At 45.3% G+C, this 16,399-nt stretch carries 15 protein-coding genes; 6 read left to right on the top strand and 9 right to left on the bottom strand.

Translation table 11 applies throughout. The features are described 5' to 3' along the window. Positions 1-57 precede the first annotated feature (57 nt). Together L5M11_RS15580 and L5M11_RS15575 are read right to left on the bottom strand one after the other, a co-directional pair. Positions 58-624, bottom strand: coding sequence for a phosphoribosyltransferase (locus L5M11_RS15580; RefSeq protein ID WP_028759331.1), 567 nt, complete (start codon positions 622-624; stop codon positions 58-60). Between the two features lie 284 nt (positions 625-908). Beyond that, positions 909-2,675, bottom strand: a complete 1,767-nt coding sequence (locus L5M11_RS15575; RefSeq protein ID WP_263181933.1) for an alkaline phosphatase D family protein — start codon at positions 2,673-2,675, stop codon at positions 909-911. Between the two features lie 255 nt (positions 2,676-2,930). On the opposite strand from L5M11_RS15575, the gene L5M11_RS15570 reads away from it, so the two are divergent. Continuing rightward, positions 2,931-3,356 carry an HPP family protein gene (locus tag L5M11_RS15570; RefSeq protein WP_263192683.1) on the top strand — a complete coding sequence of 142 codons (426 nt, stop codon included), beginning with the start codon at positions 2,931-2,933 and terminating at the stop codon, positions 3,354-3,356. 98 nt (positions 3,357-3,454) lie between these two features. Further along, positions 3,455-4,060 (top strand): DUF4274 domain-containing protein, encoded by a 606-nt coding sequence (locus tag L5M11_RS15565; RefSeq protein WP_263181930.1) that lies wholly within the window; start codon positions 3,455-3,457, stop codon positions 4,058-4,060. A 27-nt stretch (positions 4,061-4,087) separates the two neighbouring features. On the opposite strand, the gene L5M11_RS15560 is transcribed toward L5M11_RS15565, so the two are convergent. Next, a complete protein-coding gene (locus L5M11_RS15560; RefSeq protein WP_263181928.1) occupies positions 4,088-5,449 on the bottom strand; it encodes an MATE family efflux transporter in 1,362 nt (453 codons plus the stop codon). Between the two features lie 412 nt (positions 5,450-5,861). On the opposite strand from L5M11_RS15560, the gene L5M11_RS15555 reads away from it, so the two are divergent. Further along, positions 5,862-6,779, top strand: a complete 918-nt coding sequence (locus L5M11_RS15555) for an alpha/beta hydrolase (RefSeq protein ID WP_263169455.1) — start codon at positions 5,862-5,864, stop codon at positions 6,777-6,779. Positions 6,780-6,862: 83 nt separating this feature from the next. Here L5M11_RS15555 and lgt read toward each other — a convergent pair whose 3' ends face one another. Next, entirely contained in the window at positions 6,863-7,642 is a 780-nt protein-coding gene (gene lgt, locus L5M11_RS15550; RefSeq protein ID WP_263182009.1) for a prolipoprotein diacylglyceryl transferase, read from the bottom strand. 216 nt (positions 7,643-7,858) lie between these two features. After that, positions 7,859-8,329 carry a cupin domain-containing protein gene (locus L5M11_RS15545; RefSeq protein WP_113939074.1) on the bottom strand — a complete coding sequence of 157 codons (471 nt, stop codon included), beginning with the start codon at positions 8,327-8,329 and terminating at the stop codon, positions 7,859-7,861. 398 nt (positions 8,330-8,727) lie between these two features. On the opposite strand from L5M11_RS15545, the gene L5M11_RS15540 reads away from it, so the two are divergent. Next, on the top strand, positions 8,728-9,636 hold the full coding sequence (locus tag L5M11_RS15540; RefSeq protein WP_263181927.1) for a GGDEF domain-containing protein: 909 nt from the start codon (positions 8,728-8,730) through the stop codon (positions 9,634-9,636). Positions 9,637-9,796: 160 nt separating this feature from the next. Here the strand turns inward: L5M11_RS15540 and L5M11_RS15535 are convergent, their stop codons facing one another. Further along, positions 9,797-11,986 carry an OsmC domain/YcaO domain-containing protein gene (locus L5M11_RS15535; protein ID WP_263192681.1) on the bottom strand — a complete coding sequence of 730 codons (2,190 nt, stop codon included), beginning with the start codon at positions 11,984-11,986 and terminating at the stop codon, positions 9,797-9,799. Positions 11,987-12,244: 258 nt separating this feature from the next. After that, positions 12,245-12,475 carry a hypothetical protein gene (locus L5M11_RS15530; protein WP_113939077.1) on the bottom strand — a complete coding sequence of 77 codons (231 nt, stop codon included), beginning with the start codon at positions 12,473-12,475 and terminating at the stop codon, positions 12,245-12,247. Between the two features lie 285 nt (positions 12,476-12,760). Between L5M11_RS15530 and L5M11_RS15525 the strand changes: the two genes are divergently transcribed. After that, on the top strand, positions 12,761-14,425 hold the full coding sequence (locus tag L5M11_RS15525; RefSeq protein ID WP_263192680.1) for a methyl-accepting chemotaxis protein: 1,665 nt from the start codon (positions 12,761-12,763) through the stop codon (positions 14,423-14,425). 208 nt (positions 14,426-14,633) lie between these two features. Continuing rightward, on the top strand, positions 14,634-14,813 hold the full coding sequence (locus L5M11_RS15520; protein ID WP_261273491.1) for a DUF6435 family protein: 180 nt from the start codon (positions 14,634-14,636) through the stop codon (positions 14,811-14,813). Between the two features lie 31 nt (positions 14,814-14,844). Here the strand turns inward: L5M11_RS15520 and L5M11_RS15515 are convergent, their stop codons facing one another. Continuing rightward, a complete protein-coding gene (locus L5M11_RS15515) occupies positions 14,845-15,261 on the bottom strand; it encodes a ribosome recycling factor family protein (protein WP_263192678.1) in 417 nt (138 codons plus the stop codon). A 164-nt stretch (positions 15,262-15,425) separates the two neighbouring features. Next, the gene (locus L5M11_RS15510; RefSeq protein ID WP_263192675.1) at positions 15,426-16,313 is read right to left on the bottom strand and encodes a LysR family transcriptional regulator; all 888 of its coding nucleotides are present in this window, start codon (positions 16,311-16,313) and stop codon (positions 15,426-15,428) included. Positions 16,314-16,399 lie beyond the last annotated feature (86 nt).

The following is a 16,399-nucleotide window of genomic DNA, read 5'->3' as shown; positions in this document are numbered from 1 at the left end:
CGATTAATCGTTAACGCATTTTTTTTATTGCGAAAATAATCTATATCTCGCCGCGAGCTATTTAAACAGGTGCTGGATATTCTTTAAATCGCCCTTACCTTCGGCAATTTCTTCAGGCGTTAAACCTGTGACTTCGTGCGGGAAAACTAACCAGTCTTCAGAGGCATGAATGTAATAGTCGGGTTTTAAAGGCACTGCGGTATTTTTTGGCTTGTAATAAGGGCAAGCGATACGGATATCGGTTGGCATATTTAGGCGCATCAGTTGGCTGAGTTTTTCTTTTAATGCATGAATACTACGGCCAGAGTCAAACACGTCATCCACAATCAACAAACCGTCACTCGCGTTCGCATTTTCAACGATGTAATGCAGACCATGAACTTTGATTTCTTTGCTTTGTTTGTCGGTGCCAATCCCATAATAAGAAGAGGTACGCACGGCAATGTGATCGGTTTCAACTTGTTTAAAATCGAAAAACTCCTGTACCGCGATCCCGATTGGAGCACCGCCACGCCAAATACCCACGATAAATTGCGGACGAAAGCCACTCTCATACACTTGCGAAGCTAATAAAAATGAATCTTCCAGCAATTGCTGCGCGGTAACAAAATACTTTTCTGACATGACACAGTCCCCATCACATTGATTTTATTCTTAGGTCGTTAAAGCTTATGACCCCTGTAAGGTCTGTTCGGCGGGTAAAGGTTCCCAAAACACTAGAACAGCTTTGCCTTAGCAAGTGTAGGCAGCCGCCGAATTTTGGGAGCGAATTTTATACCAAAAAAATGCGATGTGCTGCAGTAATAGTAAGAACTTGCGTGACAACAGACATTTATTTTGCCTTTTAAAGCCAAAAGCAACAAAAAGGCCACCCTAAGGTGGCCGATAAACAAGCGAACAATACCGCATTAAACGATAGGCGTAATCACATGCTCGCCTACTTTTGCCTTAGCGCTATAACCACGGGCCGTTGCGACTTGGAAATCCTTCGACAAAATGGTATCCACATAATGCCAGTCGCTGCGCACCTCATCAGCGGTAAAGGTGAGCGTCATAAAGCCTCGGTCTTTTAAGTTAGCGTACTTAAGATCTGGCACTAACTCGACGATTGCCGCCTCGGTCGCGGGGATCTGTTCCGCTGGCAGATTCAAGTAATATTCAAGGCCTGGCGATGATACTGAGCTAGTCGCAAACTCAACACCCACAGTATCGCCTTGCACGTCTTTAAGCTCGTTTGCCCATGCATTATGGGTGTCACCCGCGATCACAACTAGGTTAAGATTTTTCGATTTAGCCGTACCTAAAATCACTTCACGCTCATAGGCATAACCATCCCAAGCATCTAAGTTGTACGGGATTGCAGGTAATTGCAGCAGTCCGATAACTTCTGGCGTGAGTAAGGCTTGATTGGCTTGAAGATATTGCAGCTCTTGGGCAGTAAGCGTGGGATCATTTGCCGCCGCACGGGCCGCTAACTTAGCTAAAGCCCCTAACATAGCAAATTGAGGAATGCTCATCTGCTGAGTGGCAATCGCAGCAGGCAATGACATCTTACCCATTAATACCTGCTGTCCCAGTACTTGCCACTTGCCTGTCGACTGTAGCAATGTGCCCTGCAGCCATAATAATTGCGTCAGCCCCAGCATAGTGCGAGTGGTCGAAGTGACATCAGCAAGGAAACGCTCTCCCGCAAACGAACCCGTGGTAGGATCCATATAATCGGCATAATCGAGCTGTTTATCACGGGCTAATACGCGAGTATCCAACATATGCAGATCGACGAGATTGCCGTAACTGAAGCTGCGGTAAATCTCTTCATGGTTCCCTTCACGCCATGGGCGAATCGGTAACCACTCGAAATAAGCTTGTAGTGCCGCTTCTTTACGAACGGCAAAATCCCCTTCGCCTTCGTTGTGATTCTCGGCACTATCACGCCAAGTATCATTGGCCACTTCATGGTCATCCCACACTGTGATAAAAGGCACTTTTGCGTGTAACTTTTGCAGACTCGCATCGGTATGGTACTGACCATGGCGAGTGCGGTAATCACTCAACGTCAGCAACTCATTGGCGGGTAACACTTCACGGCCCAATTCGGCAGCATGCTCACTGGCATAACCACCGCGGGCATATTCATAGATGTAATCGCCTAAATGCACCACAGCATCTAAATCATCCTGCGCCGCCGCTAACTCATAGACGTTAAAATAACCGGCAGGAAAGTTAGCACAGGACATCACGGCTAATTTGACTGAGCTAACGTCACCCTCAGGCAGAGTGCGGGTTTTACCCACAACTGAGGTTTTATCACCCGTCATAAAGCGATAAAAGTAGGTTTGCCCGGCACGTAAACCACGGGCATCAATCTTAACCGTGTAGTCACGGCTTGCATTAGTGACAGTCTCACCTGTAGTCACTAATTGACTAAAGGCCGCATCGCTTGCCACTTGCCAACTCACTTTTACATCGCTCTCAGACTCAGGCGTGACACGAGTCCAGAGGATCACGGCATCGACTGCCGGATCGCCACTGGCAATCCCATGTAAAAATTGCGCGGGTACAGAATTATCATCATTACTATCACTACAGCCCATCAAGCCGTAAGAGATCACAGCAACGCCAACACCTTTGGCCGACATAGCCAAAAAGTCACGACGAGTTACGGTACGATTCATTATTATTATTCCTTGTTAGAAAAGGCTTCACTGGTATGAGGTCTAATGAGACCCCGATTGTGAGACATCACTGTTACACATTTGTGACACCTTTGTCAGCCTTTTATGATTTCTATCAATTCAAATACTTATACTGAATGGCGTACTTTATTTAAGCAGGGCTAGCGCAGCGAACAAGGAAGCTGCTAACATCGGTGCAGGCTAACGCAGCGTGTTAAATGCACGCCTAAGAATGGCAAGAAAAGGAATTTAACAATGAAAGTCAGCGATATTATGAGTGATCAAGTCATTTGCATCAGCGATGGCGCCAGCTTGAAAGATGCCCACCATCTGATGCAAACCCGTGGCGTACGCCACTTACCTGTGATATCTGAAATGGATGGCACCCTCGTTGGCGTACTCACCCATAAAAAGATGATCGCCAGCGTGATGACTATGTTGAATAAATACGGCCAAGGCGCGCTCGATCGTAAGGAGCGATACACGCCGATCAAAACCGTGATGGACCAAGACTTTCAGCATCTTACCGCCGACGAGCCCTTAACTGTGGTGGTGGAATATTTTATCGAAAACAAACTCGGCTGCTTGCCCGTTGTCGATGTTGATAAAAAGGTACTCGGTATCGTCACTTCATCCGACTTTATTAAGCTGTGCCGTACCCTGCTGCAACAGCAAGCGTAACGTTTTACGCTCCTTTTATTCTATGTCAGCCTTTTACTACGTAAAGGCTGGCGTTGTATTTTTTATAAACTGTATTTTCTATAAAAGAAAGGATTCCCTTGGCTAAATTACTCTCCCAGGAACAATTTATTCGCGCCTATGAATGCGCAGAATTTGGCTGTTTTGCCAATCAACAACAACTCGCCAAATTACTCGCCAATCCCGATTACGACTTTTTACATCAAGACAGTACCTACTTTGGCAAAGCGGCGACACAAATCACCTGTATCAGTGACTTACAAAGTATGGAGGAATTGCATTTTGTCGCGGCCAACTTGAATTGGGATAACGATGATCCCGACATGGTCAGGGCGATTATCGAACATCCACTCTGCGACGCAGGTACCGCCTTATTACTCTACTGGTACGGACAAGGCTTTTATTACTCCACGCCAGAGACGCTCGATACACCTTTTGGACAGCTATTCAAAACCATAACCGATAGATTTGTTGCGCGCGGCTATGCCAGTTATAAAATCCATTTTGACCCGATTAAAGAATGTTTTATGCCCTCATTAGAAGACGTTCTTACTAGAGGATGCCAAATTCCAGGGGCTATTTTTGCCCCTTATAGCACTATGGAAATCGAAACCTATGAAGGGCACCCAAGGTATCTACAATTTAAAAATGAACTGCTGAAATCGGGTAAATGGGGCAAACAATAAGCGTTGATCTTTTGATATCAGAACAGTTTAAGCTGGGGTTACTGGCGGAATACGCGTAAAACGCTGCCAGCGGCACGAGCGCCAGCGATACACCATAATCAGGCCGCGGATCCATTCATCTGCCGCAACGGCAAGCCATGCTGCAAGCACGCCGTAACCTAAATGCAAGCCAAAGAACCATGCCAATAGCACGCCAATGCCCCACATGCTAAAGAGGCCAACCCGCACAGGGAACGCCACATCACCCGCGCCTTTTAATGCCGAAATTATCACCAGATTAAATACTCGCCCTGTTTCGAGCGCGATTGAACCTGCCAGCAATAACGCTGTTAGTTGGATGACTTCTTCGTTTTCACTTAGCCAGCCAACAATAGTGAATCGCTGCCAGTAGAATACTAAGACGATACCAAGGGAAACCATAAAGCCCACCAAACAGTAACGCTGCACCCGAGTGGTGATTTCATCGAACCATTGTTTACCCACATAATATCCGGTCTGGATTTGCGTCGCCTGCCCAAGTGCGACTGCAAAACAATAGATAAAACGGCTAATGTTCAAGCCATAGGTGTAGGCCGTGAGCGATAAAGTGCCCATCTGGCTGATAAAGTAGATGATGGTCATCTGAGCCACATTGTAAGACAGCATCTCGCCAGCATTGAGCAGGCCAATACGCATCACACTCCAATAAGTGCTGCGCGGTAAGAGCTTAAGTCTTTGCAGTGGCAGCGGGATTTGCTTATGCCGGATCACCATCAGCATGATAAACGCACCGATGATCTGGCTGGTCACTGTCGATATCGCCACTCCTGTTACCCCATAAACAGGTAAACCAAAGGGTGAATACAGGGCAATATAATTACCGATCACGTTCATTAAGCCCGTGCTCGAGGTCACTAACATGGCCGAGCGGGTAAAACCGTAACTACGCAAAATAGCGGCGAAGGCAATGTTCATCACTAGCCCTATGCTCAAGCTGCCGCAAATCACCAAATAGTCATATCCAAAACCAGCCACATCGTGCTCAAGTGCAAATAAGCCGATAATGCCCTTAGCACCAAAGAACATAGATGCGCCCATGACCAAGGCTAATACCAAACTCAATACGACACTCGCCACCCCGATATCGACAGCCTGCTGCGGTTGGCCTGCCCCATTGCTTTGGCTAATCAAAATACTTGCGCCCGTACTCACCATCATGGACATGACCATCATGAAGAACATCAACTGAGTCGTGAGTCCCACTGCGGCAACCGCATTATCGGAATAATGGCTCAGCATAAAGATATCGCTGATCCCAAGCAGAGATTGCAGCAAGGTCTCGATAAAAATCGGCCACGTCAGGGCAACTATGCCCATACGCTGTTGCAATGTTTTGGGTGCTTTTGCCACGAAAGATTCCTGCAAATAGAGAACGAATAACGAGTGTGGTCGCTGGCTCAATGTGTCGCTCAAACAGCATCTTGGCAACCTATATTTTAGCCAAGAGACTGAAACCCACTTTCACAAATAGACATCAAAGTGCTATCGAACGCACAATCAGGCGGACATTTAAGCGCATTAAGCCTGACAGTCAATTAAGTTGGTAATTTTCTTACAAGACACCCTACAACTCAATCTGTAATAGTGAAAAAGATGCCGACTGCAACCGTATTCATTACTGAGTTAATACCAAAGTTAATTTCCGCAATCATGATAGAGCTCATGGCTGAGTGTGAATCTAGGCTACCAATTCAATTAAGCTGCCGATAAACTCAGCCCATTGCAGAACAGCCGAGCGCACTAAAAATTGAGGGAGTATTAAATGAGCCAACTCTATTTAGAAGAGGGAATTAAACAATTGGTTAGCGAGTTTATCGCGGCGGGTTGCCCATCGGTGCGAGAGCAAACCATTGAGCAACGTAGGCAAGGTTATATCGCCAGCACTGTACTCGCAGGTGAGCCTGAAGAGGTGTTCGAGGTTAGATCTATTTCCATCGAGGGGGCAGAATTAACTCTGTTTAAACCCTCGGCGGCAGACAATTTACCTATCGTCATTTACTACCATGGTGGCTGTTTTATCAGTGGCGGCGTTGAAACCCACAATCAACAACTGCGAAAACTCGCCAATGATTCTGGCGCACTGGTGATCGCCGTTCGCTATCGCCTCGCCCCAGAACATGTTTATCCCGCAGCCCACGACGATGCCTGCCATGCCGCAGAAGTCATCTATCAACATTGCCACCAATGGGGCGGTGATAACACCAAAATCACCCTAATGGGCGACAGCGCCGGCGGCCATTTAGCCCTAGTCACTTGCCTGCGTTTAAAAGCCAAAGGGCAATGGTTGCCACACAAACAAGTGCTTATCTATCCTATGCTCGATGCCACCGCGAAGAGCCAAAGCTATAGCGACAATGGCGAGAAATACATCATCACCCGCGACACCTTGCTCACAGGTTTCGATCTGTATTTAGATTGGCACCCCAGAACCGATGCAGAAGCCAGTCCACTACGCCGTGATGACTTAGCAGGCTTACCCGAAACCCATATCATCACCGCCGAATTCGATCCGCTCGTCGATGAAGGTGAACAGCTATTTAGGAATCTATTAGAGGCTGGCGTCAATGCCCACTGCCGTCGTTATCTTGGCGTCATCCATGGTTTCTTCCAACTCTCGGGCGTGAGCCGTTCCGCTCGGGATGCCATGGTGCAGGTGACTAATATAGTGAAGAGAGCCTAACGTCATACTTGATGATTAATTCATTCATAAAAAAGGCTTTCTATCAAGATAGAAAGCCTTTTTTAACCGTTTGATATTTAAATTTAAACGGTTTTCTTTCGATACGCCAAGAACAACAAGACTATACCTACGGCTAAAAACGGTAAGCTCAGAAGTTGTCCCGCACTTAAGAAAGTTTCAGAGTAAGCCGCTTGGCTAACTTTAATCGACTCAATCGCAATTCGCGCACTAAACACCGATACCAGAAACAGGCCGAAAATAGCCCCATGTCTTTGTTTAATCTGCGTGTATTGATACAAAGCATACAGACCAATAAAGATAGCTAAATAAGCGAAAGCCTCATAGAGCTGTGCTGGATGTCTTGGCAACATGTCGACACGGGCAAATATAATGCCCCAAGGTTGAGCCGTAGGATCGCCTAAAATTTCTGAGTTGGCAAAGTTTGCCATACGCACAAAAAAGCCAAAAATGGCGGTGGCGATAGCGAGTCTGTCCAACAAAAACAGGAAGGGTAGCTTCACTTTACGTTGGTAATAATACAAGGCCAGAATCGCGCCTAAACCACCACCGTGGCTGGCAAGTCCGCCTTCCCAAATCGCCAAGATCTTAAGCGGATGAGCAAAGTAATAAGTCGGATCGTAGAACATACAATGGGCCAAACGCGCGCCCACAATAATGCCAACCACACAATAAATCAGTAAATTATCAAGGGACTCAAGATCGAGATTTTCCTTGATATAAATCCGCTTCATCACCTGAAAACCAGCAGTAATAGCAAGAGCAAACAGGACTCCATACCAATGTATTTTTAGTCCCATAAACGAGATTAATACAGGATCGAGCTCCCACACTAAGTGTTCCAAATTCAATTACTCCATAACACTTGGTACATAGAGGTACGCCAAAAAGCATGTTTTACGTGGTTAAACGCCAATAGACAAGCCTTGTCGCGGGGATATCTTACTATTGAGTCAAATTTAATGACTCAGAGCGACCTTGGTTTTGCCGAATGAGGCAATGCCAACCAAGTTACCATTTAACAAATCAACTAGCTAAATTTAACTGACTTTAGCCCCCCCCTAACGGCTCAGACGTTGGATGATGTCACTATGCTGTGGATATTGGGCTAACAAAGTTTGTTGGCTAAACAGCTCAAAATCATCAAAGGTAAAACCAGGCGATACCATGCAGCCCACTAATGAAAAACCATCTTGATTCATGGCTGAACCAAAGATACAGCCCTTAGGGACTAAAAACTGTGGCCGCTCGCCCGCAGCTAAATTAAGCCCTAATTGCGCCGTCGTGAGCACCCCATCAGGATCAATCATGTAAATCGTCAGCGATTGCCCCGCATGGAAATACCACATTTCATCAGCTGTCAGACGATGGAAATGGGAAACCTCTCCCGTACGCAGCAAAAAATAGATACTGCTCCATAATGCCCGAGTCTGATCAAATACCGTTTCTGAACGATAGGATGAGCGGTAATAACCGCCTTCAACATGCTGCTCTAGCGCTAAATGTTCAATAAAATCATCTGCAGTATGCATTATAAATCCCTGTGTAAAATTAAAACCACAATTAAGGCCCTAGATTCTACTCGAAAATCATCTGTCCACTAAACACCGCAATGAAGCTTTTTGAACATAAGCACAAACGCTAAAGTTCAAGACATCACGACTGACTCGATACGATCGCAGGACTTAGGTTTTAAGCCTCAACAGGGATACAACTCTGCGCCATCGAACGCTCTGATGCCTTGGTAAAATCGCGACGACAAATAAATTGTACGGCATATTGTTATGGTTTGTTGTTACCCACAAAAGCGGCTAAATTGTAATGAGTTCGCAGGATGCATTCGCGGCTAAAGCGCCAAAGAGTAGTTTATCTATGATAACTTGGACACGCGGACTTAAGGTTGGGTGATTTTCCACAGGGATTTTAATCGATGATCAAAATAGAAGAAATGGCTTTAGTCCTTGATGCACTTCCTGATCCTACTTTTGTTCTGTCAAAAAGTGGTAAATACATTGCCGTCTTCGGTGGTAAAGATGACCGTTATTACCACGATGGTAGTGGTCTAATCGGCTTGTATCTTAGCGATGTGTTAAAGGCTGACAAACTCAATTACTTTTTACAGGTTATCGAAAGTGCATTAACCAGCCGAAAATTACTGATCGAAGAATATGAATTGAGCAATAAAGATGTCAAAGGCTTACCCGATATAGGCCCTGAACAACCCATTTGGTTTGAGGGACGCATTCAAGCACTAGACTTTCTGGTTGATAATGAGCCTGTGGTGCTTTGGGTCGCCAGTAATATTTCCAAACGGCATGAGCTTGAACTGCAACTACGTCAGCTAAGCGATACCGATCAGCTGACAGGGCTGTATAACCGTCGCCGCTTAGAACGTGATTTAACCTTTCAATTCGATATATTTCAGCGCCACCGTATTCCCACCTCAATCTTGATCCTCGATTTAGACCATTTAAAGTCCATCAATGATCAGTTAGGTCATTATGCTGGCGATCAAATCATCATCGCGGTTGCCGAAACCTGCCGAACTCAATTTAGAAAAACCGATAGCGCGTATCGTTTTGGTGGCGATGAATTTGTGATTGCCCTACCTGGGGTAGAGCATTCGCAAGCGGTTGAATTTGCAGAATACCTCTGCGATTGCTTTTACACTGAGCTGCAAAAATATGCGGTCAATGGCTTGTTTGCTACCGTAAGCATTGGAGTCGCTTCTATCGAACCATTGGATAAGTCCTATGAAGAAACGCTTAAGCGGGCTGATGCCGCCTTGTATCAAGCTAAACGTAACGGCAAAAATCGAGTTATATCAAATACAGCCTAAGCGGGCTGAACATTTCAAACCACACATAGCAATAACAAGCGTCCTTAATAAGTGATAGCCACAAGTGCTCATAAGAAGCGAGAATCAAAAGAGCAACAAACAAAAAAGCGAACCAAAAGGTTCGCTTTTAAACACATTAAGCTAATGCCAAATAACAGAATTAATTCAGGTTTTTCGCAGCTTTACGGGCTTGATGCAGCTTCTTATAGCTTTCAATCAATCTTAAATGCGGCTCAATGCCTTCGAGCTGCATGCTGGTCTTAGTTAAACCATAAAAACGCACTTTACCTGTGATTGAGCCAACGACGTTGTCCATCACTTCTTTACCGAACATACGGTTGAAGTTATGGATAAAATCATCAAGTTCTAACTCTTCATCTAAGGTCACTTCCAGCACAGCATTCATGGCTTGGTAGAACAGGCCACGTTTAACGGTATTGTCGTTAAACTGTAGGAACTCACCGACCAGCTCAATCGCGTCTTCGTGTGCACCGAGTGCCAAATAAATCAGGATCTTAAGCTCAATAATCGTCAGTTTTCCCCACACGGTATTTTCATCAAATACAATGCCGATTAAGGTGCGAATATCCGTGTAGTTATCGAGTTGGCTTTCTTCTAAACGGTTGACCAAATTAGCCAATTGCTTAGTGCTTAACGAATGTAGATTTAAGATATCTTCACGGTACGCCAGCGCCTTATTGGTGTTATCCCAAATCAAGTCATCAACTGGATAAATCTCAGAATAATCAGGAACTAAAATACGACACGCCGATGCGCCTAAATCGGTAAACTCGGCGATATACACCTCTTTACCTAACGCTTCTAAGATCCCAAACAGGCCGTCGGCTTCTTCTTCGCTGGTGCCAGAAAAATCCCATTCGCAGAATTCATAATCAAATTTACTGCTAAAGAAGCGCCATGAAATCACTCCTGTTGAATCAATAAAGTGCTCAACAAAGTTTTCTGGCTCGCTGACCGCCATGCTGTTAAAGGTCGGTTTTGGCACATCGTTTAAGCCTTCAAAGCTACGGCCTTGCAGCAATTCAGTTAGGCTGCGCTCTAACGCCACTTCAAAGCTTGGGTGCGCGCCAAAGGAGGCAAATACGCCACCCGTTTTCGGGTTCATCAGGGTGACGCACATCACAGGGAACTGGCCGCCGAGTGAGGCATCTTTGACCACAACCGGGAAACCTTGCTCTTCTAAGCCGTTAATGCCTGCGAGGATGCTTGGGTACTTTTCTAGTACAGACATGGGCACATCGGGCAGGACAATTTCTTGCTCAATGATTTGGCGTTTTACAGCGCGCTCAAAAATCTCTGATAAGCACTGCACATGGGCTTCTTGCAGGTTATTACCCGCACTCATGCCATTGCTTAAGAACAAGTTTTCAATCAGGTTCGACGGGAAGTAAACCGTTTCACCGTCAGATTTACGAGTATAAGGAATCGCACAGATACCGCGCTTAATATTGCCCGAATTAGTATCAATCAAGTGCGAGCCGCACAGCTCGTCGTCTGGGTTATAAATCTCTAAGCAATAGTCATCGAGAATACCCGCTGGCAGCGTATCGTCTTCCTCTAACGCAAACCACTTTTCATTGGGATAATGCACAAATTCGCTATTGGCGATTTCGGTACCAAAGAATTGATCATTATAGAAAAAGTTGTTATTCAGACGCTCAATAAACTCGCCGAGTGCCGAGCACAGCGCGCTTTCTTTGGTCGCGCCTTTACCATTGGTGAAACACATTGGCGAAGCGGCGTCACGAATGTGCAGTGACCACACGTTCGGCACTATGTTACGCCATGATGAGATCTCTATCTTCATTCCAAGATCGGCGAGCATGCCCGTCATATTGGCAATGGTTTGCTCCAGCGGCAGATCTTTACCCAGAATAAAGGTGCTCGATGCGCCATTAGGCTGACCCATCAACATGGCATTGGCGTCTGAATCTAGGTTCTCAACGGTTTCAATTTTAAATTCTGGGCCAGTTTGCACCACTTTTTTAACGGTACAACGGTCAATCGAGCGCAAAATACCTTCGCGATCTTTCTCCGAAATATCTTCGGGTAACTCAACTTGAATTTGGAAAATCTGGTTGTAGCGATCTTCTGGATCGACAATATTGTTCTGCGACAGTCTAATGTTATCCGTTGGAATATCACGGGCTTTGCAATATACCTTCACGAAATAGGCCGCACACAGGGCTGACGACGCTAAGAAATAGTCAAACGGACTAGGGGTAGAACCATCACCTTTGTAGCGGATTGGCTGATCGGCGGTCACGGTAAAATCATCAAACTTGGCTTCAAGTCTAAGATTGTCGAGAAAATTAACTTTGATTTCCATTGAATATGATTTCCACTAAATATGCGAGTCTGTAGCAGCCCATCGACCAAGTCGCGTCATTGGTAATGAGTCATTAAGGGTGAATTATCGGTGTTTTTGGCCCATTAGTCTTGGGTTAATTATGTTAAAAACCATAATCAGGCCATTTACGGCTGAGCTTGACGGTTTGAATAGCAGGGTTAAGCGAGTACTTAGATTGAGTTTCAAGAAGGCGAGGAAACCAATGAGTCGCAGAGTAACACTCTGCGCAAAAACACATTATGGATGTTTTTCAGTTTCTCGCTTAACCAACAGAAAGGTTAAATACATCTTAGTCGGTAATGACAAGGCCATGCCAAAGGCGACACACATAGCGCTGATAATAATCCCTTGCACGCCCATCGCCTCAACAGTTTCATTAAAGTTATGTAAGTAGATGCCCAACGCAATAAGACAAATGCCTACAGTAATGCAGATTTTCAGCGTTAGGATCAACTTTTCATTCGTCACAACCCTGCCCTTACTGTTCGCCACTATCTACACCAGGCTGCACCAGCTCTAGCTAATTTTGCATCAATTTTAGCTAATATAGTGAACTCATTGGGCCCATATAGTGTTGATAAAGATCAAAAGAAAGGCCTAGATTCACAGCATAGTTAACAATTTTGGAATAAATCAACAGCGCGCATTTTATCGATTTCCATTACATTTTTGTTAACTTAAACACTTAAGAATGCGGGAAATTAGCTATACTGCCCTGCAATAAAAGAGATGTTCATCATGGAGTCGTCAAGCATGTCTAATTTCAGCCTACGTAATAAATTACTGCTGTTGTCGTTATTCCCTTTAATTTTTACCTTGTTCGTACTCATGACAGTTTCTTACTATGTCGAAAAAAACGCCCTTGCAGATGAAGTGACGACCTTTAGAACTAAGCTCATCGGTGAACGTAAAACACAAATAAAAGAAGCCACCGAAATTGCCGCAGGAATAGTGCAGTATCAGTTGTCTTTAAAAGAAAATGGCAATGTAAACCAAGCGCTACGTGATATCCGTTTTGGCAGTTCTGGTTACTTCTTTATTTACGACTCCCAAGGTAAAAACCTGTTCCATGCCGTCATGCCCAACCTCGAAGGGCAAAATAAAATTGATATGACAGATCCCCGCGGCACTAAAATCATTGTCGGTTTACTCGATGCCGCTAAAAAAGGGGACGGTAACTTCTCGTTCTACTTTCAAAAACCCAATACCAATGAGCAAATTGAAAAAATCGGTTACTCCATGATGATCCCTGGCACAGACTGGATGCTAGGCACGGGAGTCTATATCGATGATATCGACACTGTCGTTGAGGATTATCGTGCGACGGTCACTGAGCAGATGATCGAAAAATCCTATGCCATTCTGTTAATTGCGCTGTTACTCGCCGCGATTACTGTCGCTGTTATTCTGATCACTGCCCAACGTATGGTCGCGCCCATTAAAAATATGGCGAATAACTTAAACGATATCGCTAAAGGCGAAGGCGATTTAACCAAACGTCTTATTGTTAAAGGTGAAGATGAAATTGCACAACTAGGTCAATCCTTTAACCTGTTTGTCGATAAACTCCAAACCATCATAGGCGATGTGGCAAACGCGACGGCTAAAGTTAAAACCGCCGCCAACGCGATTCACGATCAAACCAAAGTCATGTCGAGCCAACTCATCAGCCATAACAATGAAACTGATCAAGTGGTTACCGCCATCACTGAAATGTCAGCCACCGCCAGCGAAGTAGCGCAAAATACTACGCAAGTGGCTGAAGCGACTCACGCTGCCACTGGCGATGTAGCCAATGCTCAGCGCTGCGTCGATGCTTCTTTAGAAGAAATTTCGGCTCTCATGGCGCAAATCAACAATGCGGCGGGCAGTATTCAATCTTTGAGCGAACAGTCTAAAAAAATCAACAACGTGCTGTCAGTGATTGGCGGTATTGCTGAGCAAACTAACCTATTGGCATTAAATGCCGCCATCGAAGCGGCCCGCGCCGGAGAACAGGGCCGAGGCTTTGCCGTGGTGGCCGATGAAGTGCGTAACTTAGCGAGCCGAACGCAATCAAGCACTTTAGAAATCAATGAGATGCTAACTGAACTGCACAAGCTTGTCGCACTGGCAGTAAAAACGATGGAAGAAAGTCAGCAAAGCTGCGTGCGCTCGGTAGACTCTTCCCGTGCAATTTCTGAAAGCCTTGGTTCAGTGACATCGGCGGTCACGGCAATTAACGACATGAGCACCCAAATTGCGACGGCGGCCACGGAACAAAGCTCTGTAACCGAAGAAATCAACCGTAATGTGTTCGCCATCCAAGAGATAGTGAATGAGTTACTCCATTCCAGCGAAGATGCTGCCAGAGTCAGCCAGACCGTGTCGCAGGAAGGCATTAACCTAGGTAAGCTCGTCGGTCAGTTTAAGATTTAAAAATATTTTCAATGGGTTGTAAGCTAAATAAGACATCGCAACCCATTGGTTTGCTGCAAATGTAAGATAAGGTCTCAGCCTTGCTGAGACCGATGGCAGTGGAATTGAAGGATTGTGAGATCGTGGGATTTTTTAATTTCAAAAAGTAAAACTTAAATCCCATTGCCTACGTATATAAGCCCAAATACCCAATTCAATAGAAATGGCCATGTTCTCAATATTTAAGAAAAATCCCTTAAAAAAATTAACTCAGCAATATAACGCCAAGCTTGAACAAGCTATGCATGCCCAGAGAAAAGGCGATATTAGATCCTACTCAATGCTGACCGCTGAAGCCGAGCAAATCGAAAATCAAATAAAAGTGCTAGAAAAAGCAGCCCAGCAATAGAGGCGCATAGTGAGAACGCGAAGCAAGCAAACTACCAAGAGTCGGCTTGAAAACGTGCCAATCTGGCCTCTGTGATAGTGCATTGCGTCAGTTGCATCAACTCACCTAAAGTGATCGCGGGATTGTCTGTGATAAGCCGATTCAACTTAGCGTCTAAGGGCTCTAACTTGTCCGCATGTTGCAGCAAGGCTGACTCCAACTTTTTGATAAGATAGCCAAACTGGCCATCTATAGCCGTTAACTGCTGCGCCAGCAATGGCTCACTTTGTAAATGCGCACTGCAGGATTGGATCTTAATCGCCGCGCCAACAATGCACCAATTCCTTGAACGTCGCACACGCTTAAGCTCGCAATCATATAGGGTTGCAATCGCTTGAGCTTGTTTAACCGCCTCCCGCCCAATTCGATGGATCAGCGAGGGCAGCGAGATACTAATGTCATCGTTCATAACGCTTGGTTCATCGCCGCTCTTTTATGCCTGCATGGGAAAAGCCTGCTCGACTTTACATTCAAATACAAAAATTCAATGCGCGGCAGTGTACTCTGCCTCACTTTATTCTAAAAGCTCCGCCCTCTGCCGGATAAGATTTGATGCGATTATGCTTTTACTCATTAACCCACATATTTTGAGTGAGTTTCGCACCAAGTTTGTAGCTTATTTTGTAAATCGCGCAGCTTCTTTGGGTAATGGCTCTGCTTGGCATAAACCATGTACAACTCATGTGGATAGCATTGCCATTGGGGAACGAGCAAAGTGAGTTTGTGCTGAGCGATATCCTCCTCTACCAAATAATAAGGCAGGCTAGCGATACCTGTACCACTCAAAGTAAGAAGATGTGTAGTGGCATAGTTTGAACTGCACAGTGCAGGCTCAAAAGTGAGCGTGAGACTGTCCCCCGCGAGTGGTTCAAACACCCACTGTGTTTCGCCCGAAGACAATAGACGATAATGGCGTAAATCATCAGGGTGACGAACTTCTGCGGCTGCGGGATGTGCGGGCGAAACCACTAAGACATGACGAATTCTGCCAAGATATCTGGCGATCAGATTATCGCTGTGCGCAATGCTTGTTCTTAAGGCGAGATCAAACTTGCCGAACTCAACATCTTGAATATTCTGCTCAAAACACAGTTCGAGTTTCACTTGAGGATACTCAGCAATAAACTGAAGCAGCATAGGACTCAGCAATTTTTTGCCCAGTTCCGTTGGGGCCGTGAATTTTAAAGTGCCACAGGAGTCCTGCGTTAAATCCTGCACTAAACGCCCAGCTTCATTAGCCAGCCTCTCGATTTCGCAGGCTTTACCATATAACGCTTGCCCTGCTTCGGTCATTGATACTCGCCGAGTGGTTCGGTGGAGTAATTGACAACCCATTTCATCTTCAAGGGATTTAACATGGCGCGACACTAAGCCTTTAGAAGCGCCGAGTTGTTCAGACGCAGCGCTAAAACTGTGCATTTTGGCAACCAGCATAAATGACTGCAGATGAGTGAGATTCATCAATTAAATCCATTAACGAAACAATGTGGTGATTATATGCGCTTTTTCTATTTAATTAACCAGACTATCCTCAATTCGTACTCAAT

Source organism: Shewanella sp. SM87 (genome assembly GCF_025653705.1).
Classification (GTDB): domain Bacteria; phylum Pseudomonadota; class Gammaproteobacteria; order Enterobacterales; family Shewanellaceae; genus Shewanella; species Shewanella oncorhynchi.
This window is presented reverse-complemented; position numbering and strand designations above follow the sequence as displayed.